Origin of the sequence: Paenibacillus camerounensis (assembly GCF_000723885.1) — a bacterium.
GTDB classification, from domain to species: domain Bacteria; phylum Bacillota; class Bacilli; order Paenibacillales; family Paenibacillaceae; genus Paenibacillus_AQ; species Paenibacillus_AQ camerounensis.
The window spans coordinates 39,757-61,323 of the sequence record NZ_CCDG010000086.1; the positions used below are offsets into that span (position 1 = coordinate 39,757).

The 21,567-nt window shown below is 54.9% G+C and carries 21 protein-coding genes; 6 read left to right on the forward strand and 15 right to left on the reverse strand.

The window, feature by feature from the left end:
• Positions 1–46: 46 nt before the first annotated feature.
• Positions 47–1,024: a LacI family DNA-binding transcriptional regulator gene (locus tag BN3772_RS27050; protein ID WP_042203461.1), complete on the reverse strand. Its 978-nt coding sequence runs from the start codon at positions 1,022–1,024 to the stop codon at positions 47–49.
• 126 nt (positions 1,025–1,150) lie between these two features.
• Between BN3772_RS27050 and BN3772_RS27055 the strand changes: the two genes are divergently transcribed.
• On the forward strand, positions 1,151–2,563 hold the full coding sequence (locus BN3772_RS27055) for a glycoside hydrolase family 1 protein (RefSeq protein ID WP_042173905.1): 1,413 nt from the start codon (positions 1,151–1,153) through the stop codon (positions 2,561–2,563).
• A gap of 87 nt (positions 2,564–2,650) precedes the next feature.
• Here BN3772_RS27055 and BN3772_RS27060 read toward each other — a convergent pair whose 3' ends face one another.
• Entirely contained in the window at positions 2,651–3,466 is an 816-nt protein-coding gene (locus BN3772_RS27060; RefSeq protein WP_042203462.1) for an HAD-IIB family hydrolase, read from the reverse strand.
• Between the two features lie 224 nt (positions 3,467–3,690).
• Between BN3772_RS27060 and BN3772_RS27065 the strand changes: the two genes are divergently transcribed.
• Together BN3772_RS27065 and BN3772_RS27070 are read left to right on the forward strand one after the other, a co-directional pair.
• Complete coding sequence (locus tag BN3772_RS27065) at positions 3,691–6,276, forward strand: DUF2339 domain-containing protein (RefSeq protein WP_042203463.1); 2,586 nt, start codon at positions 3,691–3,693, stop codon at positions 6,274–6,276.
• Complete coding sequence (locus BN3772_RS27070) at positions 6,260–7,549, forward strand: DUF3999 family protein (RefSeq protein WP_042203464.1); 1,290 nt, start codon at positions 6,260–6,262, stop codon at positions 7,547–7,549. The genes BN3772_RS27065 and BN3772_RS27070 overlap by 17 nt, the downstream gene beginning before the upstream one ends.
• A gap of 91 nt (positions 7,550–7,640) precedes the next feature.
• On the opposite strand, the gene BN3772_RS27075 is transcribed toward BN3772_RS27070, so the two are convergent.
• From BN3772_RS27075 to BN3772_RS27085, 3 genes are all read right to left on the reverse strand, one after another.
• On the reverse strand, positions 7,641–8,102 hold the full coding sequence (locus tag BN3772_RS27075) for a phosphotransferase-like protein (protein ID WP_042203465.1): 462 nt from the start codon (positions 8,100–8,102) through the stop codon (positions 7,641–7,643).
• A gap of 32 nt (positions 8,103–8,134) precedes the next feature.
• Complete coding sequence (locus BN3772_RS27080) at positions 8,135–8,890, reverse strand: methyltransferase domain-containing protein (protein WP_042203466.1); 756 nt, start codon at positions 8,888–8,890, stop codon at positions 8,135–8,137.
• Positions 8,891–9,094: 204 nt separating this feature from the next.
• Positions 9,095–9,460, reverse strand: a complete 366-nt coding sequence (locus BN3772_RS27085; protein WP_052380719.1) for a zinc ribbon domain-containing protein — start codon at positions 9,458–9,460, stop codon at positions 9,095–9,097.
• Between the two features lie 277 nt (positions 9,461–9,737).
• On the opposite strand from BN3772_RS27085, the gene BN3772_RS27090 reads away from it, so the two are divergent.
• The gene (locus tag BN3772_RS27090) at positions 9,738–10,442 is read left to right on the forward strand and encodes a CPBP family intramembrane glutamic endopeptidase (RefSeq protein WP_052380720.1); all 705 of its coding nucleotides are present in this window, start codon (positions 9,738–9,740) and stop codon (positions 10,440–10,442) included.
• A gap of 53 nt (positions 10,443–10,495) precedes the next feature.
• On the opposite strand, the gene BN3772_RS27095 is transcribed toward BN3772_RS27090, so the two are convergent.
• Positions 10,496–11,125 (reverse strand): YfbR-like 5'-deoxynucleotidase, encoded by a 630-nt coding sequence (locus tag BN3772_RS27095; protein WP_042203467.1) that lies wholly within the window; start codon positions 11,123–11,125, stop codon positions 10,496–10,498.
• 361 nt (positions 11,126–11,486) lie between these two features.
• Between BN3772_RS27095 and BN3772_RS27100 the strand changes: the two genes are divergently transcribed.
• Positions 11,487–11,705 (forward strand): PspC domain-containing protein, encoded by a 219-nt coding sequence (locus BN3772_RS27100; RefSeq protein WP_042173893.1) that lies wholly within the window; start codon positions 11,487–11,489, stop codon positions 11,703–11,705.
• A gap of 75 nt (positions 11,706–11,780) precedes the next feature.
• Complete coding sequence (locus tag BN3772_RS27105) at positions 11,781–12,473, forward strand: PspA/IM30 family protein (RefSeq protein ID WP_042203468.1); 693 nt, start codon at positions 11,781–11,783, stop codon at positions 12,471–12,473.
• Between the two features lie 181 nt (positions 12,474–12,654).
• On the opposite strand, the gene BN3772_RS27110 is transcribed toward BN3772_RS27105, so the two are convergent.
• From BN3772_RS27110 to BN3772_RS27150, 9 genes are all read right to left on the reverse strand, one after another.
• Positions 12,655–13,923, reverse strand: coding sequence for a M20 metallopeptidase family protein (locus BN3772_RS27110; RefSeq protein ID WP_244444853.1), 1,269 nt, complete (start codon positions 13,921–13,923; stop codon positions 12,655–12,657).
• 20 nt (positions 13,924–13,943) lie between these two features.
• A complete protein-coding gene (locus BN3772_RS27115) occupies positions 13,944–15,281 on the reverse strand; it encodes an LLM class flavin-dependent oxidoreductase (RefSeq protein ID WP_042203470.1) in 1,338 nt (445 codons plus the stop codon).
• Positions 15,282–15,421: 140 nt separating this feature from the next.
• Positions 15,422–15,901: a DinB family protein gene (locus BN3772_RS27120; RefSeq protein WP_042203471.1), complete on the reverse strand. Its 480-nt coding sequence runs from the start codon at positions 15,899–15,901 to the stop codon at positions 15,422–15,424.
• Between the two features lie 36 nt (positions 15,902–15,937).
• Entirely contained in the window at positions 15,938–17,083 is a 1,146-nt protein-coding gene (gene solA, locus BN3772_RS27125) for an N-methyl-L-tryptophan oxidase (protein WP_042203472.1), read from the reverse strand.
• A complete protein-coding gene (locus BN3772_RS27130) occupies positions 17,080–18,255 on the reverse strand; it encodes an amidohydrolase (protein WP_042203473.1) in 1,176 nt (391 codons plus the stop codon). Before BN3772_RS27130 ends, solA begins: the two co-directional genes overlap by 4 nt.
• Before the next feature lie 42 nt (positions 18,256–18,297).
• Positions 18,298–19,314: an LLM class flavin-dependent oxidoreductase gene (locus BN3772_RS27135; RefSeq protein ID WP_042203474.1), complete on the reverse strand. Its 1,017-nt coding sequence runs from the start codon at positions 19,312–19,314 to the stop codon at positions 18,298–18,300.
• Positions 19,315–19,325: 11 nt separating this feature from the next.
• Complete coding sequence (locus BN3772_RS27140; protein WP_042203475.1) at positions 19,326–20,078, reverse strand: amino acid ABC transporter ATP-binding protein; 753 nt, start codon at positions 20,076–20,078, stop codon at positions 19,326–19,328.
• Positions 20,075–20,785, reverse strand: coding sequence for an amino acid ABC transporter permease (locus tag BN3772_RS27145; protein WP_042203476.1), 711 nt, complete (start codon positions 20,783–20,785; stop codon positions 20,075–20,077). The genes BN3772_RS27140 and BN3772_RS27145 overlap by 4 nt, the downstream gene beginning before the upstream one ends.
• A complete protein-coding gene (locus BN3772_RS27150; RefSeq protein WP_042203477.1) occupies positions 20,782–21,567 on the reverse strand; it encodes an amino acid ABC transporter permease in 786 nt (261 codons plus the stop codon). Before BN3772_RS27150 ends, BN3772_RS27145 begins: the two co-directional genes overlap by 4 nt.

Below are 21,567 nucleotides of genomic sequence, written 5' to 3' on the forward strand. Positions count from 1 at the left end.
GCCAGTCATCCCAATGACCAGCCGGACAGCTCCTTCTCTTATCACCCTACGTAGTCGCCCGCTCCACCAGGAAATACTGCAGCTTCTGCTGCGGCTCGCCCGCACCGCCGAGCTTTCCAAGCAGCAGATGGAAGGCATTTTTCGCCTGATCAGCGATCGGATTGTAAATGGATGTGATCCCCAGCGTATGGGCAAGCTCTGTATTGTCGAAGCCGACGACGGCCAGATTCTCCGGCACCCGCAGCTGCTGCCGGCGCGCCTCACTTACGATGCCTGCGGCTACCAGATCGTTGGCGCAGAGTACAGCATCCGGCCGCTGCAGCGGATCTTTCACCGCCAGCATCTCCTTGACCAGTTCCTCGCCCTGCCGGATGGAATGAATGCCCGTGCGGGACCACTGCGGCAGCTCTGCTAGCCTATGCCTACGGGCCGCATCCTCATAAGCCTTCATCCGGCCAGATGTATTGATGCTGCTCGGTCTGCCGTAGGCATTGGCGATGCGCGTATGCCCCCGCCCGATCACATGTTCAAGCCCCAGCGTGTACCCGTCATACTGGTTCATCGCCACCGACGCAATCTGCGGATTCTCCATCCGCTGCCAGGAGACAATCGGCCCGTATTTACTGTAGCTGCCCAGCAGCGCAAGATCATTGACACAGGTGCTGATGACGAGGGCATCTACTCTTTTTCTGCGCATATCCTCGAACGCCTGCAGCTCTTTTTTCGGATCACCGCTTGAGGTATAGATAATAGTCTGATAGCCGTACTGGCTGGCCGTCTCTACAAAGCTGTTCAGGAACGGCAGCATCACCTCATTAATGCCCTCCGTCACCAGCCCGATCTGCAGCGTCTGACCCTTGGACAGAGAGATGGCGTTGCCGTTGGGCACATAGTCCAGCTCCTCCATGATCGCCAGAATTTTGTCACGGGTCGGCTGGCTTACATGGCGGGACTGATTCAATACTCTCGATACCGTGGCTTTGGAAAATCCCGACAGCTTGGCGATTTGCTCAAGATTCGACATAGGTCTCTCCTTATATTCACAAAAAAGTTCTTGACATGTAACGCGTTTCAACATTTAGCATGCAGTTATAGGACATATTAATAGCTTACCATAACTCTCACTACAACTATAAAAGGCGGGATTTAAATGACTGTAAAATTTCCTGAAAACTTCCTGTGGGGCGGCGCAGTAGCAGCCAACCAGCTGGAAGGCGCATATAATGAGGACGGCAAAGGCCTGTCCACCCAGGACGTGGCTCCGCAAGGCATCAAAGGCCCGATTACCGAAGCCCCTACCGAAGATAATATGAAGCTGGTCGGCATCGACTTCTACCACCGTTACAAGGAAGATATCAAGCTGTTTGCCGAAATGGGCTTTAAGGTGTTCCGTACCTCCATTGCCTGGACGCGGATTTTCCCGAACGGGGACGAGCTGGAGCCTAACGAAAAAGGCCTGCAATTCTACGACGACCTGTTCGACGAATGCCGCAAATACGGCATTGAGCCGCTGGTGACCATCTCCCACTACGAGACACCGCTGCACCTGTCCAAGCAGTATAACGGCTGGGTTAACCGTGATCTGGTCGGCTTCTACGAGCGTTATGCCAGAACACTGTTCACCCGCTACAAGGGCAAAGTAAAGTACTGGCTGACTTTTAACGAGATCAACTCCATCCTGCATGAGCCGTTCATGAGCGGCGGGATTTATACTCCTAAGGACCAGCTGAGCAAGCAGGATCTGTATCAGGCTATCCATCATGAGCTGGTGGCCAGTGCAACGGCTGTCAAAGTCGGACATGAGATCGACCCTGAAGCCCAAATCGGCTGCATGATTCTCAGTATGCCGACTTACCCGCTGACTCCGAACCCGAACGATGTAATTGCGGCAATGAAGTCCGAGCATATGAACTACTTCTTCGGCGATGTGCATGCGCGCGGCGTATACCCGGGCTATATGAAACGCTATTTCCGTGAAAATGGCATCGAGATTCATATGGAGCCGGGAGATGCGGACATCCTGAAGCATACGGTGGACTTTATCTCCTTCAGCTATTATGTAAGTATCTGCGAAACCGGCGACGACAACAGCCGCAAGCAGACGGAAGGCAACCTGTTCAGCGGTGCAGCCAACCCGTACCTGGAAGCAAGCGAATGGGGCTGGCAGATTGACCCGCAGGGTCTGCGCTACGTGCTGAATATGTTCTACGACCGCTACCAGAAGCCGCTCTTTATCGTAGAGAACGGTCTTGGCGCGAAGGATGTGCTGGTTACAGGCGAAGACGGCGTGCCGACGGTTAATGACGACTACCGGATCAAGTATTTGAACGATCACCTGGTTCAGGTAGGCGAAGCGCTGGAGGACGGCGTTGAGATTATGGGTTACACTGCATGGGGCTGTATCGACCTGGTCAGCGCATCGACGGCAGAGCTCAGCAAGCGTTACGGCTTCATTTATGTAGACCGCCACGACGACAACACAGGTACGCTGGAGCGTTACCGCAAGAAATCCTTCCACTGGTACAAGGATGTTATTGCTACTGACGGGCAGAGCCTGAAGTAACAGCACCATTCATCTGTACAAAAATAAACCGCAGGCTCTCCATCATCCGGAGGCTTGCGGTTTTTAGTTACTTTATTAGTAAGCCGGCTACACCGGCATTCCGTTCTGCAGCTCCATCATTGTGCGGATGGTCAGCAGCACGCCGTTCTCCTCGTTCGATTTCGTAATGAAGCCGGCGGCTTGCTTCGTATTCTCGCAGGCATTGCTCATCGCGAAGCTGTATTTGGCCGCGGCCATCAGCTCAATATCATTTTCCCCGTCACCAAAGGACATGGTCTCTTCCTTCGTAATGCCCAGCATCTCCTGCAGCCTTCTGACCGTCTCCCCCTTATGGGTACCCCGGGCTGTAATGTCCACCCATCTTGGCTCAGAATCAATAATATAGATCTGTCCAAGCAGGCTTTCTTCGATGTGCTGTCTGATCAGCGCGCTCCGGCCGGCAGCATCAAAGACAGTAAGCTTAATAAATTCTCCAGTCACCGTGTCAAAAGAATCCGTTCTGCGCACATTCGCATAAGAGTGCCGCACCAGATTGAAAGCCTCCTCCGAAATTCCGCTGCTGACAAAAGCGCCTTCACTCGTGCAGGCAATCAGAATCAGATCATCAGCAAAGGACCCGGTCAGTGCAACCGCCTGTGATGCCAGCGCTCGGTCCAGCGTAAATTCCTTGACCAGCACCCCGTCCTGCTTGATGCGTGCAGCGCTGTCACCCAGAATCCATATGCCTTGCCCGCGCCCGCGGAACAGCTCCTCCACCCGTTCACACTGCTTGCCTGTGCAGGCTGCAAAAGCAATATGGTTCCTCTGCATCTCCCCGTACACCTCATCGAACAGGGCCGTATCAAAGGTTCCGTTATCATTCAAAAAAGTCCCGTCCATATCTGTAACAACCAGCTTCAGCATCTCTATTCCCCCTTAAAATGAAGTCTCTTCATGATGACTAATTTCAGTGTAACGGCTGGGACGCGTTTCATGTCAACTATGCAGAAAAAGGGTAATGAACGGTAAGCGATCCGCTGCTATGTATAAAAAAAGGAAGATATTGCCGTATCACCTATAGTAAAATGGAAACATTAATAATCACCACATCATTCCGGATATTCATTACAAAGCCAATGGGGGAGCTTATGGAGCACTTTAAAGAGCGTCTGAGGTCCATAAAGGAACAGCAGGATACACTGTCTGCTGAGTACCGTAATCTGGTCAAAGCGTATGAGGGCAGCGATCTGGTTAATGAAAATGAGCTGCTCAAAAGAAAAGCTGCGGCAGTAGAACAGGCCTTGGCCGAGGCTGAGGCACAGCAGGCCAGGCTGAAGCAGGAGAACGCCGAGCTGCGCACGGCGCTGACCGAACAGATTCTGGACGAGAAGCTGGGCATTCTCAAGCTGTCCCGGCAGAAGCTGCATACATATTTTGCAGCGCAGGGCGCCGGCCAGCATAACCGGCTGACCGCGTTTGAGGTGCGGACCAGGCAGCGGATCACCGAAATGTACCGCACGGCAGAGCGGCTGCTCAGCAGAGACCGCGAGGATATGCGCAGAATGCTGGATGAGCTGACCGTCAGGCTGAGCGAAGGCATTCACCGCCAGCGGGAAGCCCTGCGGGCAGCCGAGCAGCCGCTGGCGGCAGAGATGGACAGCCGGCTGGATGATTTTGCAGCCGAAGGGATCAGTGAGGAGACGATTCAGCGGCGGCGCCGCCAGAACCGGATCGAGATGAAGATCGGGCTGAACTGGATCAACTGGCTGGGTATCCTGCTGCTGATTCTGGCAGTCGGTGCAGGCTTCAAGTACACCTACTCTAACTGGTTCAGCGGGTATATGAAGGGCAGCGCTTTTTTCCTGTTCGGCGCCTTAATGCTGGGCGGCGGGGAATGGCTGTTCCGCAGAGGCCGGGGCACCTTTGCGCTGGGCTTGCTCGGCGGCGGGGTTTCCGTGCTGTACGGCTCTGTGTTTTACAGTTATTTTCTGCTGGAGATTATCGGCATTTACACCGGGCTGGGCTTGTCTGTGCTCATTACGCTTACGGCGGTGCTGCTGTCGCTCCGTTATGAGTCAAGGACGATCTGCTCACTGGGGCTGGTCGGGGGCTATCTTCCGCTCTTTTCCTATATAGGCGCGTTTGGACTGGAAGGCTCTGCCGTTTACGTGGCCATGGGTTATCTGTTCCTGCTGAATCTGCTGATCCTGATGATCTCGCTGCGCAAGCGGTGGATTGTAGTCAATTACATCAGCTTTTTGTTCAACACGCCTTCGATGCTGCTGCTGATTGTCATGTCAGACAGTCACGGCATCAGCATGTTCTATTCCGTCCTGACCTTCGCCATGTATCTGGGCATGACGCTGTGGTATCCGTTCAAGTTCCGGACCAAGCTGTCCTGGTGGGACTTCGCGCTGCTTGCCTGTAACACGCTGACCAGCTGTCTTGTTCTGTACGTGCTGTTCGTTGGTGCGGGTCTCGGCGCTTACAAAGGGGCGCTTGCCCTGGTGTTCTGCCTGATGTATCTGGGTCTCGGACAACTGCTGGAGAAACGGATGGCCCAGGAAAAAGAAAGTATGGTGCTCTTCTACTCTACCGCGCTCACCTTTGCCGTCCTGATGATTCCGTTCCAGTTCGGTGCCGTCTGGTGGTCGATCGGCTGGCTGATCGAAGCGGTTGTGCTGACAGTATACGGCCATTTACAGCGCGTTAAGGCTGTAGAGCGGACCGGCTGGGGTATTCTCTTGCTCTCGCTGGGCATTTTCTTCTTCGTCGATGTGGTAGTACAGTCTTCATCCGTCGCTCCGCTGATTCTCTATGACAATTCGTATTTTGCGCTAAAATATACCTTTATCACGGCAGGGCTGCTAATCGTCGCCCTTCTCTATGCCATCCGGCATACCGACCGTGAAGTTGCAGCGGCCAGCTCTCCCCTGGATATTCAGATCGGGATCTGGTTCAAATACACAGCCCTGGCGAACTTCTACGCATACATGCTATATGAAGCATTGCATCTGTATAACCTGTATGTGCCGGAGGATTTTACCCGGTCTTCGTTCTACAGGCCGCTGCTGGCAGCCTTGCTGACGCTCGTTCTCGCTTATGTGCTGCCGCGGATCAAAGTGCTGTACGATAACGTTGTAGGTTATATGGTTTATTTCCTGTATGCCGTCGGTTATATTACCGGAATCGGACTCACCTTCGGCCAGCATACCCTGCGGGCAGATTTCAGTGATAACACAGCCGCGGATTATATTGCCTTCGGGCTGCTGCTGCTGTTCAATGTGTTCGTCTGGCTGAATGGAGGAAGGCTCCTGAAGGTGCTGCTCAGACGGGAATACAACAACGCCGAGCTGTATCCGGTCATCATGGGCATCTACCTGCTGGCTATCGTCACTGCTTTCCTCGGCGTACAGCTGTGGCAGACGGACGGCGGGCTGGTGTACAGCATCACTTATCTGCTGCTGGCAGTGCTGTTCATCATGTTCGGCTTCCGCCGCCGGTATGTGTATATCCGGCGCTTCGGGCTTGGCCTGACGCTGCTGGCTACCGGCAAGCTGCTGCTCTACGATCTTCAGCTGCTCGGTACCGGCAGCAAGATCATTGCCTATTTCAGCTTCGGCCTCTGCCTGCTGGGCATCTCTTATCTCTATCAGCGGGTATCAGCCAGAATGGAGGAAGCTTATGCAGAGACACAACCGGGGCAGGCGGAACAGGATGCGGGTCAAGAGTAGCGCCGCGATCCTGCTGCTGACCGTGCTAAGCCCGTTTGCACTATTCTCCGGCCAGCATCTGTCAGCCTCGGCTGGCGGAGTTACCGGCGGGGCTGATACACATCCCGAATGGAAGTACTCCAAGGTAATTGCGCTTCCGGGACAGACGCCCTACGGGGAGCTGTATCTTGATCCAGAGGTCTATGCAGGCGCAGCCGGTGATCTGCGCGACCTGCGGATTGTGGACAATACCGGTACCTTTATTCCTTTTTATAAGGAGAGCAGTGAAGAATTCTCGGAGGAACAGCTTACAACCTACTCCGCTACGCTGATACACAGCGCCAAAAAGGATGCAAACACCCTGTTCGATTACAAGGTAACACCCCTGGCTGAGAATGTTGACGTTCAGGGCAACCGATTGGAGTTCGGGCTGCCGGACGTTAACTTCCTGCTCCATACACAGCTGCTCGGCAGCTATGACGGTGTGGCCTGGGAGCCCTTAGCGGACGGGGATCTGTATAGTGTGAACGGACGGGTGCAGAGCAGCATTGAACTGGGCGCAAGCTATAAATACGGCTATTACCGGCTGATTGCCGAGAATAACGCGGCGAATCTGACCTTTCCTTCCCTTACCCTGCTGCGAAGCACCCGGGTGACGCATACGGATCATTTCAAGCAGCAGCAGGATGCAGCTTATGAAATCCGGCAAAAGGACCGCCAGACGGAGATCATCGTCCAGAATCCGGACCGGCTGAACATTTCAGGCCTGCAGCTGGAGATCGGCGGCAGCGGCAGCTTTACCCGCCAGTTCGAGCTTTTTGATGGTGAAGGCAGGCTGCTTCCCGTAACAGGCAGCGGAGAGTTATACCGGCTGGATTTTAAGGATACCGAAATCGCCTCCACCGCCATTATTCCGGCGATAGCGGTGTCTGCCTCCCCGCTGCGGCTCGTCATTTATAACCAGGATGACGCACCGCTGCCGGTTGAGGGGCTTAAGCTTGAATATCTGCTGGACCGGCTTGTTTTTGCCGCTGAAGGCGGGCAGCCGCTGCGCCTGCTCTACGGCAATGCGGAGGCTGCTGCACCGCAGTACGATATTGTGAACTTCAAGGATTACATTGCCGGTGAAGGCAAAATGCTGGCCGGACTCGGGGCGGCGGAGCTGCGGCAGGCACCCGCAGCGGATACCTCGCAGACCAGCTGGTTCCAGGGCCAGACCGGGTTCAACATCGTGATCATTGCCGTGTCACTGCTGCTGATTCTTTTTCTGGCCCGGAAATTAGGGCGGAAATAGCCTTTTTTCCTGAGCATTCATATACAGCACAAAAAGATACCTCGGGGCAGGACCCGGCCCGCAGGTATCTTTTTCGTGTTCGATCCTTTTTTTACTTACGCTTTACCCATTGCCAAAGCTCCATTCCGGGTGAAACCGGCACCTCAACATCATACACTTCTTCCTTATGGACGAACGCCAGCTGTTCCAGTGCCTGTCCGATCCGCCGGTCTCCCCGTTCCCGTTCTCTGCGCGCAAGCTCTTCCGGCGGACAATGGACACCGACCCGCAGCAACGGATACCCAGCCAGGCTTTCCGCAAAATCTGCTCTGGTGATTTCATCATGAATCACATGATCCAGCACGAGATTAATCCCTTTATCCGCAAACACCGCAACCGTCCGGTGATAGAAATACTCAGTGACCACCGGTATCAGCCGGTTATTCTGCCGGTCCTCCATCTGCTCAATCACTAGATCGAAATCATCCACACTGAAATGAAAATAATCCGGCAGATGTTTTACGATTTCCTTTGCGAGCGTTGTTTTACCGGAGCTTGAGACGCCATTTAACATAATGATATTTCCTCTTTTCAGGCCTGTCCCTCCTAGATCTTCCTGGCAATTATATGTGTAAAAACAGCAATGTCCCTGTACGGTCTCTGCCTGCCGACCGCCAGCTCCAGCTGCACCATCCGGTTATGCCAGTCCTCATCCTGCTTCACGTCATTGTCGGTAATATATCCGTATAGGTTATGTATGCCAAAATGCCCTTCAAGCTCATAGCCTGCGCTGCTCAGCCACTCCGCCAGCTGCTCATAAGAATAAACCGTAATGTCCGCTTTAATGATTCCGCTATACTCCTGACTGTTGCCGATGGCGGCCAGTGCGCTGTCCGGGTCCTTGTTCAGAATAGCTTTCTTCATCACCTTGGCTGCCGGATTATGGGCAATCAGCGACAGATACCCGCCAGTCTGCTGGCAACCGGCAATCAACGCGAGGAACCGCTGCGGATCTTCCGTATATTCTAGAATGTTGTGGCAGAAGCTCCAGCCGAACGTCCCCAGCCCGCCGACCGCCTGCTCAAAGAAATCATTAATGTAGCGGACACCCGGCCCGTTCTTAGCTGCGATGGCAACCATCTCCGGCGTAGGCTCTACACCAGTCACTGTATGTCCTTGTCTGCTATACTCATTGCTTGAAATGCCAAAGCCGCTGCCGGTGTCCAGGATAGACTGGGCTTCACCGGCCAGGAACGGGTCGATCTGGTCCCACGCGGTCAGGTAGAACAATCTTCCCCACGGCATCCGGGTGTAGTGCAAATAGGCTTCAATTGATGCTGAAAAGGCGGCTGTTGTGTTCACTCGCTTCATCCTCTGCTGTCGTTATTGGCAACTCTGCTCTGAATTGCAAATTTCACCCACAGTAAACAATTTAATATAGAACCGTTTAACACGGATGCCTAATTGATCACCTTCAAGCCTAGATCCGGTTGCCCCAAAAGAAACAGCCCAAGCCAGAGGCTTGAGCTGTACATATTTCTTAATCCGATGCTGTATATTACAGTGTTACGGCTCCCGTGGAGCCTCGAACGTATGCCCGCAGTTCGGACAGAAACGGGCATCCGCCGGCACACTGCTGCTGCAGCCTTTGCATATTTTCACATCACCCATTGCGGTAATCTGCTCCAGGTTTGCTTCAATTTCGGCTTTTAGCGCTAGAATACGCGTCATATTTACTGCATAAGCATCCGCCTGCAACGGCAAGCCCTGAAGGGTGGCTTCAAACAGCTGTTTGCCCATGGCCTGATACTGCTTGTCGATTTCACTTTGCTTGCCGCTGTTCTGCAGTTTGAGGCGGTTTACCTCTACGACAGTCTTGGCTTTGTTGCCCGCCTCGCTTACCCCTGCCTTGAATTTATCAAAAAAGCTCACTTAGCATCCCTCATTTTCTAATAATGTCGTTTGTCCTTAAAATTCGTCAGGAAGCGCCGCTTCTTTGCTATGTTTATTCACCATTACCCCATAATAGGCCAGACAACCCCGCCGCGCTGCAGCTTGCATCCTAATTATTTTTATTAATTTAACTGCCACTTCTATATTATAACTTATAAGCATTTTTTTGTTATATCTATCATATTACTAGACTGCTCTGGGCAGATAATTTATAGTAATCAGAGGAATAATCTGTAAAAGGGGAGTGAGCCTGCTGATGTTGACTGCACTGATCACCGCTGTATTTATAGCATTCTCATTCAAAATCATTGAACGGCTCATTGGACTATGCAGCAAGCGCCACATACGATTCGCCGTTTATTATTGGGGGGCTCTGCTTATTACCGCCAGTCTGTTCATTAAGGACAATTATGTCTACAGCCTGCCGCATAATTTTCTTGCCGTTCTGCCGCTGTGTCTGATCATCCAGCTCACCAATGGACTTATAGCAAGACGCTCGGGCTATTCGCCCCAAGGCCGCTTCAATACCATAAATTTCGTTATCACTTATCCTATATTTGAGGAGATTGCCTTCCGGGGGCTGGCGCTGCCTGTACTTGCCCGTCATGAAAGCTTTGGCGCCTTGCCTTGGCTGGAGCTGGGTTATGGCCTGATTCCGCAGCTCAGCCTGGCGGTGATAATTACGGCCGTTCTGTTCGCTGTATCACACCTGCAATACTATAAGCTCAATGCCGAAAGCATCCGGTTCATGGCGTTTGCGCTGAGCGGCGGACTGTTCTTCGGACTTGTGGCACAGGCGACAGAGTCGATACTTTTAACCATTTTAATGCATATATCCTTTAACGCCTCCGCGGCACTATATTCTTATAACAAGAGAAAGTCTGGCAAACAAGTAGAAACGGCCATGCCGTCCTTCAGAGAAGGCGGTAACCGTTTCTGCGAGAAATATAAGGATTATTGATAGCGTAAAACATATAAATTCTTATATTTTAAAAAAAGAGTACCGCTCATCACCTACAGAGCCAGTGCCTCTTCTGTAATTCGTCTGATATCCACCGGAGACAGCGTCTCCTCATTCACCATATCCGGCAGAATCTCTGTCAGGAAATACTCCACGCATTTTAGGTCAATGTTCTTGATCTTGATCAGTGCATTGCGGTACATAACCACAAATTCCTTCTCCGTATTGCCCCGCTGCATCTCTGCAAACGCCTCATACACCTGGTCCATTTTATCCGCAACCTCGAGAATCAGCCCTTCCAGCGACTCATCCTTGCCTTCCCGCAGCTGCTGGACGAAGATGCTTTTGAACTCCTCCGGGATGTGCTCCTCAATAAAGTTGTGGATCATCCCTTCCTCAACCTGCTGGATCAGCGACCGCAGCTGCAGCGAGGAATGCTTCACCGGTGTTTTGATGTCCCCGATAAAAATCTCACCGTAATCGTGGCTGCTCGTAATCTCGTACAGCTTCTTCCAGTCGATCACCGCACCATTCTTTTCTTCGATATCGGCCAGCGTTTTGGCATACTGTACAACCTTCCAGGAATGGGCCGCTACGCTGTGCTCCTCGAATTTAAACTTCCCCGGGCAGCGGATAATCCGTTCCAGCTCATTCAGTGAGCGAAAATACTTATGAATTCCCATCCGTCAGTCCTCCTTGTTCATCATAATCTGGTTCGTTCATCTCTTGAAGATGGGGAGGTAAAGCTACTTACAGTATAGTGAAGGAATGTTAAGCGTCGATACAACCGGATGACTTCTTATGTAAAATGCAGCATCCCTGCAAGCTTCTATATGCTTTAATTTGAAAAAAAAGCTGCTGCAACAGGCTTGTCCAGCATTAGCCCCGCCTTTTTGCGGACCCCTTCCCCGACTTAGGTCTGGATATAAAAACAGTCCCGGGGCTGTTTTGCGCAGCTGCAGATAGCCGTACAATTAACACATGGAAAACGGATATTGAGAAGAACCCTTCGGGTGTATCCATAATAAGAGAGGAAGATTATTAATGAGAAAATTGTACCGCTCCACAACTGACAAAATGTTTACAGGCTTATGCGGAGGGCTGGCCCGCCACCTTAATCTGGACACCACGCTCGTCAGACTGCTCGTCGCAGCCGCCGCATTCTTCAGCTTCGGTACGGTTATTTTCATCTACATTATCGCCAGCATCATCATTCCTAAAGAGACCTATACCAGCTTCACAGACAGCTTTGACCACTATTAATCTATTAATCGGCAATCCTATAAAGGCCCGGCTTAAAGGCAACATCCAAAACTACAATTTAAAGGAGAAATGAACATGAGCAGCATATTTGAACGTATCACAACCCTGACTAAGGCGGCAATTCACGAAGGATTGAACAAACTGGAAGATCCGGTCCTGCTGACCGGCCAATATCTGCGGGACCTCGATGACAAGATCAGCAGCGCCGAAAGCAAACAACGCGAGCTGAAAGTAACCGCAAGTGTGCTGGAACGCCGCAAGGCTGAATACCTGGTGCAGGCAGACAGCAGCGAAGCTTCCGCTATCCAGGCAATGAGCGAAGGCAATGAACCGGCAGCCAGAGTCGCTGTAGAAGCTAAGCTGCGTTATCTGGAAAGTGTACAGGAGACGGAGGTTATTCTGGAGGAAACCCTGCAGGCCCTGGCCGCTCTTGAGGTCAATCTGCAGAATGCAAAGGCAGAGCACGCCCGGCTGAAGGCCAAACGGGCAGAGCTTGCCGAACGCGCCCGCAAGGCAGCTGAGGCAAACAAACGCGCCGCGCAAAACAGCGCAGATTCCTACGGTGGAGCGCCTGTATACGGTCACGTCATTAACGCCGGCACCGCCTCCCGCGGCTTCGAACGGATGGAAGACAAGATTAATGAGTGGGAAGCCCAAGCGGGCCACGCCGCACAGACTTCCGCCCCTGCCATCGACCCTGCGCTGCAGGGCGCAGTCGAAGCTGAGCTGGCCCGGCTGCGCAGCAAGCAAACGGACAGCGGGAAATAAGCCTTGTTATCTTAAGTAACATAAGCAATTGGCAGCGATCCTCCGGTTATCCGGGAGATCGCTGCTTTGTGTTGCAGGCAAGATTGTTCCCCGACTCGTCCACCTGTTGAACCTTTCTAAACGTATATCCAACAAAAAGGAGACCCGGCTCCCGGAATCTCCTTTCCATTACACATTCTATTCAACGGTACTCCATCACAAGCCGCACCCATATTCGCACACCATGCACCAGCATGTCTTCGTCAATGTTGAACTGGGGCTGATGGATCGCATGCGTAATGCCCTTAGCCTGATTGCCGCAGCCGATAAAGGCAAATGCACCCGGTACCCGGTCCAGATACCAGCCGAAATCCTCACCGGCGAGGCTAGGCTGATTTAGCAGTACGGCCTGCTCTTCCCCCAGCACTCCACGCGCTGCCCGAAGCATCCGCTGCACTGCCGCAGCGTCGTTAATGACGGCGATCCCCTCGCGCAGCTCCAGGCGGTAATCACCGCCGTGAGCTGCGGCTGCCGCTGAAGCATGGCGGCGCAGCCCTTCGGTGATTGCAGCCACCGCTGTCTTCGAGAAGGCCCGGAATGTTCCGCTCAGCTCACTGTGTTCAGCGATCACATTGACCGCCGTGCCGGCTCTGACTGTACCGAAGGCCAGCACCGCAGCTTCCTGCGGATCAATCTGATTGGCCATCAGTCCGTTAACACCGGCTATGAACTGCGCCGCCATCTGAATCGCATCCGCCGCCTTATGCGGGACACTGTGATGTCCGGCTGTGCCCCGGAACTCCACTTTGAAATGGCTGGAAGCCGCCATCGCATAATGCGGATGTATGCCCAGCGTTCCCGCCGGCAGCTCCGGCATCACATGCAGCGCATAAGCGTAATCTACCCCCTCCAGAATACCGGCCTCGATCATATCGCGTCCGCCTGAGAGCAGCCTGCCGTCCAGCGGACTTTTAACCGCGCCTTCCTCGGCAGGCTGAAAGACGAATACCACTGTTCCCGCCAGCTGATCACGGAAGGCAGCCAGCGTTCGGGCCGCACCCAGCAGCATGGCGGTATGGGCATCATGGCCGCAGGCATGCATGATGCCCGCATTCTCCGATTTATAGGGCAGCTCATTCTGCTCTTGTATAGGCAGGGCATCCATATCAGCCCTCAGCAGAATGACCGGCCCGCTGCCCGCCTGCCCATGCAGCGTACCAACGACGCCCATCCCGAAATGCCTGCCGGCATTCCGCTGGACGGTAAGCCCCCATTCCTCCAGAAGTCCGGCGACAATTCCGGAGGTGCGGGTAACATCGTACAGCAGCTCCGGATGAGCATGAAGGTCACGGCGGATCGCCGTGACCTCCTGCTTTAACTGTCCGGCATAGCTCATCATGCCGGACCTATCAGATGCGTCAGGAATTGCAGCAGCATCCCCGATTTCCCGATTACCGGCACTCCTGTTCACCGCAGCTCGTTCTTCCCGGCTCAGATTTGTCCCGCCGGCTGCGAAGCCTTGGCGTAGCGGTTCTCCGGCACCGGAATCCCCAGATTGCCGCGCAGGGTATCGCTCTCGTATTCTGTGCGGAACAGTCCGCGTTCCTGCAGAATCGGCACGACCCGGTCCACGAATTCCTCCAGCCCGTTCGGAACAGCCGCCGCGATCATGAACCCGTCAGCGCCGCCGGATTCAAACCAGTGCTGTACCTGATCGGCCACCTGCTCAGGTGTACCGATGAAGCTGCTGCGCGGGGTTGCCGACTGCAGAGCTACCTGACGCAGCGTCAGGCCGCGTTCCTTGGCATCCTTCTTGATCTTGTCCGTGCCGCTCTGGAAGCTGTTCCGTCCCAGGTCGCCGACATCCGGGAACGGCTCATCCAGCGGATATTGCGAGAAGTCATGATGCTCAAAGAACCGGCCCAGATAATTCAGCGCATTCTCAATGGTTACCAGTCCGGCAACCTCCTGGTATTTGCGCTCCGCATCCTCCAGAGTATCGCCGATAATCGGCGCAATGCCCGGGAAGATCAGCACTTCATCCGGGTTGCGTCCGAACGAAGCGATCCGCGCTTTAACATCGCTATAGAACGCCTGCGCATCTTCCAGCGTCTCATGTCCGGTGAAGATCGCGTCCGCTTCCTTGGACGCATAGTTTTTACCGACCTCGGATGAGCCTGCCTGGAACACTACCGGCTGGCCTTGTTTTGAGCGGGCAATGTTCAGCGGTCCCTTCACGGAGAAGAACTCTCCCTGATGGTCCAGCGTATGCAGTTTTTGCGGATCGAAGAAGATACCGGCTTCCTTGTCACGGACAAAAGCATCATCCTCCCAGGAATCCCACAATCCGCGGGTCACCTGCAGATACTCCTCGGCGATGCGGTAGCGTTTGCCGTGGTCCGGATGCTCCTTCTTGCTGTAGTTGGAAGCAGAGCCCTCCAGCGGAGAAGTCACCACATTCCAGCCGGCCCGGCCGCCGCTGATCACATCCAGCGAACCGAACTGGCGCGCCACCGTAAACGGCTCACTGTAGGAGGTGGACAGCGTACCGACCAGACCAATGTTGGTGCTGATACCAGCCAGTGCACTGAGCAGCGTCAGCGGCTCGAACCGGTTCAGGAAATGCGGAATGGACTTTTCGTTGATATACAGGCCGTCTGCGATGAAGATCAGATCCAGCTTGCCTTCCTCTGCTTTTTTTACCCATTCTTTGTATAGCTCAAAGTTCACACTTGCGTCCGGCTTGGCATCCGGGTGACGCCACATCGACGTGCTGCCGCCCACCCCGTGCAGCAGTGCGCCCAGCTTCAGTTGTTTTGGTTTGGCCATGTTCGTTCCTCCTCAAAGTTTTGATAGCATTATCTTCATTGAAATCTCTACGTCAAAACTTACTTCGGAAGCATACGCTTAGTTTTGATAGCATTATCTTCATTGAAATCTCTACGTCAAAACTCACTTCGGAAGCACCCTCACTGCACCAATGCAGCCGCTGCCGCTCCCTGCTTAATCCGCTCAATCTGGGCCAGATGGTTCTGCACATGGGCAATGAAGCCGCGGACGATGTCACTGATTCTGACGGTGTCACCCTTGAAATTAATTCCGCTCAGCTCCCAGTCCTCGGCGGGCAGCCGGCTAAGCAGCAAACTGTTATAGTGCAGAAGGCTGCGGAACAGCTCCAGATTATCTGCCGCGTTGCCGTCATTCGCATACTGGCCGCTGACCCAGGCATCCTGATTAAAGGCCGGCAGCTGTGCCGTCGTGCCTGCAAGGATGTCACGGATGCGAAAGGACACCACAATGCTGTGATCCGCCAGATGAGCGAGCACCTCAGTGACACTCCAGATTCCCGGACCCGCTTTCCATTTCAGCTGCTCCTCCGTTAATCCGTCTGTTGCCTGCACCAGCTGCTGGTGTGTGTTCAAGTAGTCTTTGAGTTGTGTGCTGCTCATGTGATCCCCTCCAAGATAAGTCCTGCCTGCTGATCGTCAGGCGGTAGCAAAGCGTGATAAGGCAAATGGACTGATATTGTGGCCGGTGGTACCCCTGGTAGCCAGATCCGCAAGAATCTCTCCAACTACACTTGAGAATTTAAACCCGTGCCCCGAAAAGCCGCCGGCAACCAGCACATTGGCATGCTGCGGATGGCGGTCGATGATGAAATCCTCATCCGGCGTGTGCTCATACTTGCAGACGGAGCCTTTCAGCAGCCTTCCGGCCGCACCGGGCATATAGGCCTCAAGTACGCGGCGGAGGTCGCCTTCATCGCTGTCCTCACTGCCGAATGGCTTCAGCGGCTCGCCCGGTCTCCATTCCTGCCCGGTATCATGCCGGCCGATCTTGAGGCCTGCTCCGCCAATGCTTGGAAAGCCGTAGTAGCCGCCTTCCTCTGCTCCCAAGGTGAAGCCGGGAAAACTTCCGGCAGCATAATCAGCGCTGCTCTCAAACCAGCCGACTACCTTGCGCACTGCCTTGATCGGCAGCTGCACAAACGGCGCCAGTCCGCTGAACCAGGCTCCGGCGCTAAGAATAGCCCTAGCACCGTGATAATCCCCCCCGTCAGTGTGAACTGTGACGCTGCCTTCGCGGGCTGTCACATTCAGCACCGGCGTGTCTGTCAGCAGCTCCGCGCCATGCGCCAGAGCCAGCTTGCGGTAGGCGGATATGCACCGCTCGCTGTACAGATAGCCGGCCTCCGGCTCATACATCGCCGCAAAGGATTCCGGCAGCGTAAGCCCCGGCCAGCGCCGCCGGATTTCTGCGGCTTCGAGCAGCTCAGCCTGTACCCCGCGCTGCTGTGCTTCCGCCACTCGTCCGCCGAAGGAATACACCTTGCGGTCTGCAAGGTTAAGCACGCCCGAGCGGACCAGCAGCTCTGAACCGCTGAGCTGCTCCACTTCCTGCCACAGCGCATCCGCCCGCAGAGCCAGGCCGATATAGGCGGGGTCTCCGCTGTAAGCGTGGCGGATCAGCCGGGTATCCCCGTGATGGCTGCCCTCCGTGTGCGGCGGATTAAAAGCATCTACCAGCAGCACCTTTACTCCGCGCCGGGCCAGCTCATAGCCGGCGCTCATGCCCATCGATCCGGCGCCGACGACAATGACATCGTAATTCTTGTGTTCCGTTATTTTCATGCACCCCCGCCGGAAGCATAGTACGCTATGGAACGCACAGCCATATCTGCAAGGAACCTTGCCGCCACCGGCAGCGCCTGCTCATCCAGATTGAACGCCGGATGATGCCATTCCCGGCTGCCGCTGGTGCCGACGAATACGAACAGTCCGGGCACCTCGCGCTGGTAGAAGGCAAAATCCTCACCCGCCGGAGAAGGCACCGGCTTCACAGCCTGATAACCAAGCGCTTCAGCGGCTTCAACCCCAAGCGCAGCCAGCGCCTCATCATTGATTAGCGGAGGCGGTCCTTCAATCCAGCGGACCTTGGCCGTCGCGCCAAGGGCAACAGCTACTCCGGCGGCCACCTGCCCGAAGCGTTCCAGCACCTTGACCCGTACCGCTTCATCGAAACTGCGGATCGTGCCTTCCAGCACGGCCTTCTCCGGGATCACATTCCAGGAGCTGCCGCTGTGGAGCTGCGTTACGCTGACAACCGCACTGTGCAGCGGGCTGACATTACGGCTGACGACGGACTGCAGGGCAGTCACAATATGTGCCGCTGCTACAATCGGATCAACGGCCGCTTCAGGTACAGCCGCGTGTGAGCCGCTGCCCTTTACCTCAACGGCGAACCCGTCCGCTGCTGCCATCAGCGGGCCGCCGGTAATGCCGATCGTGCCGACCGGCAGGTCGGGCTTGTTATGCAGCCCGATTACGGCGCGCACCTGCTGCAGCGCTCCGCTGGCAATCACCCGCTGCGCGCCCTGCGCTTTCTCCTCCGCAGGCTGGAACAGCAGGCGCACCGTTCCAGGCAGCTGATCCTCCTGCTGCTTTAACAGATAAGCGGCGCCAAGCAGTGCCGCCGTATGAAAATCATGCCCGCACGCGTGCATTTTGCCGGGGAACAGAGACGCATACGCAGCACCTGTCTCTTCTTGAACCGGCAGGGCATCGATATCGGCCCGCAGGGCGATAACCGGACCGGGCTTGCCGCTTCCGATCTCTGCGATTACCCCGGTTGCCAGCCCGTAATCCAGAATCTTAATCCCAGCCTGCGTAAGCTGAGACGTAATATATTTGGTGGTCTCAACTTCTTCATTGGACAGCTCCGGGTGCCGGTGCAGATGACGGCGGATCCCGGTTAATTGTTCTCCAAGCGCTTCCGCACTCAGCTCTGCAGCTTTGCTTGTCATATGCAGGCCCCTTCCTCATGCCATTTCCTTTGTTTTTAAACTCTAAGCCTCAGCCGGAACCTCCGTCAGTGCCTCGCTCAGCAGCTCGAACGAACGGAGCCGCTTATCAAAAGGCTGCACATTCGTTGTCACGATAAACTCGTCGACACCCGATGCCTCAGATAGCGCCAGCAGCTGCTCACGGACAGATTCCTTGGTCCCTTTGGTAATCTCAGGCTCGCGCTCCTCGATGGTATAAGCCTCCTTAGCCTGGCGGGTGAACTCCTCCGCCTGCTCCCGGGTAGCCACGGTCAGCGTCTTGCCGCTTGCGAGTGTAATCCGGATCAGCTTGTGCGCGCCCGCCAGCTCCTGCGCTTCTTCCTCTGTATCGGCAGCAATCAGCGCAAGTGCAATAATTGCCTGCGGCGTTCTGCCCTCCGCAGCTGTGAACCCGCTGCGGTAAGCACGGATCGCTTCCAGCGCCACAGCCTGATCGCCGTTAATGAACAGCGAGAACACGTATGGCAGCCCCAGTTCAGCAGCTATCTCAGCACTGCTTACACTTGCTCCGAGCACATACAGCTCTGGTGCCGTAACCGGCAGCGGGCCTGCCTTCAGCCCGGCCAGCGGGTGGTCTTCGCCGAGCCGGTTATGTACATACTGCTCCAGCTCGACGATTTTGTCCGTCAGGGTAGCCGTATCCGTCTTTCCCTGCTGCAGTGCCTGAGTGCTGCGCGGCAGACCGCCCGGAGCGCGTCCTACTCCAAGGTCCACCCGGCCCGGAGCCAGCGATGCCAGCACATTGAAATTCTCAGCCACCTTGTACGGGCTGTAATGCTGCAGCATAATGCCGCCGGAGCCAATCCGGATCGATTCGGTCTTGGCGAGCAGATGCGAGATCAGCACCTCCGGGGAGGACCCGGCTACCTGCTCGGCATCATGGTGCTCGGAGACCCAGAAGCGGCGGAAGCCCAGTCTTTCGGACAGCTGTGCCAGCTTAACCGTATGGCGGAATGCTTCCTCCGCCGTTTCTCCCGGATAGATCGGGCTTTGATCCAGTACGCTGATGGTAATAGCCATGATTTTGCCTCCTATATGGAATAATTCAGTTCAGGTGTGATCCGTTTCAGGAACTGCTTCGTTCTTTCCTCACGCGGATGGTTAAACAGCTCGGTTGGGGTTCCCTCTTCAACAATGACCCCGCCGTCCATGAAGACCACATGATTCGCCACATCGCGGGCAAAGCCCATCTCATGGGTGACCACAATCATCGTGATGCCTTCCTTGGCGATTTTGCGGATAACGGCCAGCACTTCACCGACCAGCTCCGGGTCCAGCGCCGACGTCGGTTCGTCGAACAGAATGACCTCCGGCTCCAGCGCCAGCGCCCGGGCAATGCCCACCCGCTGCTGCTGGCCCCCGGACAGCTGGCTCGGATATGCATCCAGCTTGCTGCCGAGGCCGACCTTGTCAAGCAGGGCGATGCTCCGCTTCCGCGCTTCATCCTTTGACAGCTTTTTAACGATAAGCAAGCCTTCCATCACGTTCTCCAGTGCGGTCTTGTGGCGGAACAGATTGTACTGCTGGAACACCATCGCCGTCTTTTGGCGGAGCTTATAAATCTCCTGCTTGCGGGCATGCTTGCAGTCCACCTTGAAATCACCGATGGCGATCTCGCCGCTGCCTGGCTTCTCCAGGTAATTCACACAGCGCAGAAGCGTTGTTTTGCCGGAGCCGCTAGGGCCGAGAATGACCACTACCTCACCCTTGGTAACCGTTAAATCTATATTGTTCAGCACCTGATGGCGGCCGAATGATTTTGAAATTTGCGACAGCCTGATCATGCCACTCCCCCCCGGTTATACAGATTAATCCGTCTTTCAATTACCGACGTCGCACGCTCAATCAGGAACGTGAGTCCCCAGAAGATCAGCGCCGCCGCCAGATAGGCCTCAAAAAACTTCCAGTTCGTCGAAGCTACAATCTGCGCCTTGGCATTGATATCCACTACCGATACGGTAAAAGCGAGCGTTGAGCCGTGCAGCATCCCGATCACAGCATTCGACAGGTTAGGCAGGCTCGCCGCCAGCGCCTGGGGAAAAACAATCCGCCGCAGCGCCTGCGGTGTAGTCATTCCAATGGAATGAGCCGCCTCCAGCTGGCCGCGGTCCACTGCGAGCAGGCCGGAACGGACCACCTCAGACATGTAGGCTCCCGCTGTAATCGAGAATGAAATGTACGCAAAGCCGATCATCGGAATCGACACCGACCGGAAGCCCCAGCCGAAATGCGCCGCCAGCCCGTCAATCAGTACGGGAAGTCCAAAGTAGATCAGCAGCAGATGCGTCAGCATCGGCGTTCCGCGGATAAAGGTGACATAACCGACTGCCAGCGGATAGAGCACCGGAACCCGGTAGATTCTTATCAAGGCCACTGCCAGGCCAATAACGAAGCCGGCAAGTACAGAGACGATAGTGATGTAGAGGGTCGTGGGGATCGCACCCAGGATCTGCACAAAAGCCGTCCAGATAAACAACGGGTCCAGCTTCATAATCCGGCGCCTCCTTTACCCGGTCCCAGCTCAGCAATAATGCGGCGGTAGGACCAGCTCTTGTTGATTCTGAACGCTTTTCTCTCCGTAGCTGTCTGCTTCTCATGCCGCAGCAGCCGGCGTTCGGCCACAAGCAGCAGCTTCTCAATCGTAAAGCTGATAACCAGATAGATCAGAGCGAGCGCAATATACGTTTCAATAAAATGCTGCGTCAAGGTACCCAGCGTCTGCGCTTTGCCCGTCATCTCCATCACTCCGAGCGTAAAGGCCAGCGATGTATCCTTCAGGAGGGCGATCACCAGGTTGGAGAAAACCGGAACGGCAATCCCCAGCGCCTGCGGCAGCACGATCCGTCTGAATGCCTGAAACGCCGTCATCCCCGTCGCATAAGCCGCCTCCACCTGCCCTTTATCCACCGCCTGCACAGCTGCTCTTATCATCTCGGACATGTAAGCCCCGGTGTGCAAACCATAGGTCAGAATCACGAAGACCAGCACCGGCGTGCGCGTCATATCAATATTGATCAGCTTGAGAATTTCCGGCAGCCCGTAATAGAACAGGAAGAGCTGGATCAGAATCGGTGTGCCCCGGAAAAAGGAGATGTAGATTTCAGAGCAGGTCTTCAGCACCGGAATTTTATAAAGTCTCGGCAAAGCCACCAGAAAGCCGACAATAATCCCTGCCAGCAGCGAGCCGCCGACAATCAGCAGCGTAGTGCCCAGCGTACCAAACAGCTTGGGTAAAAAGGAAAACACATAACTGATATCAAACGGTGCGCCCAT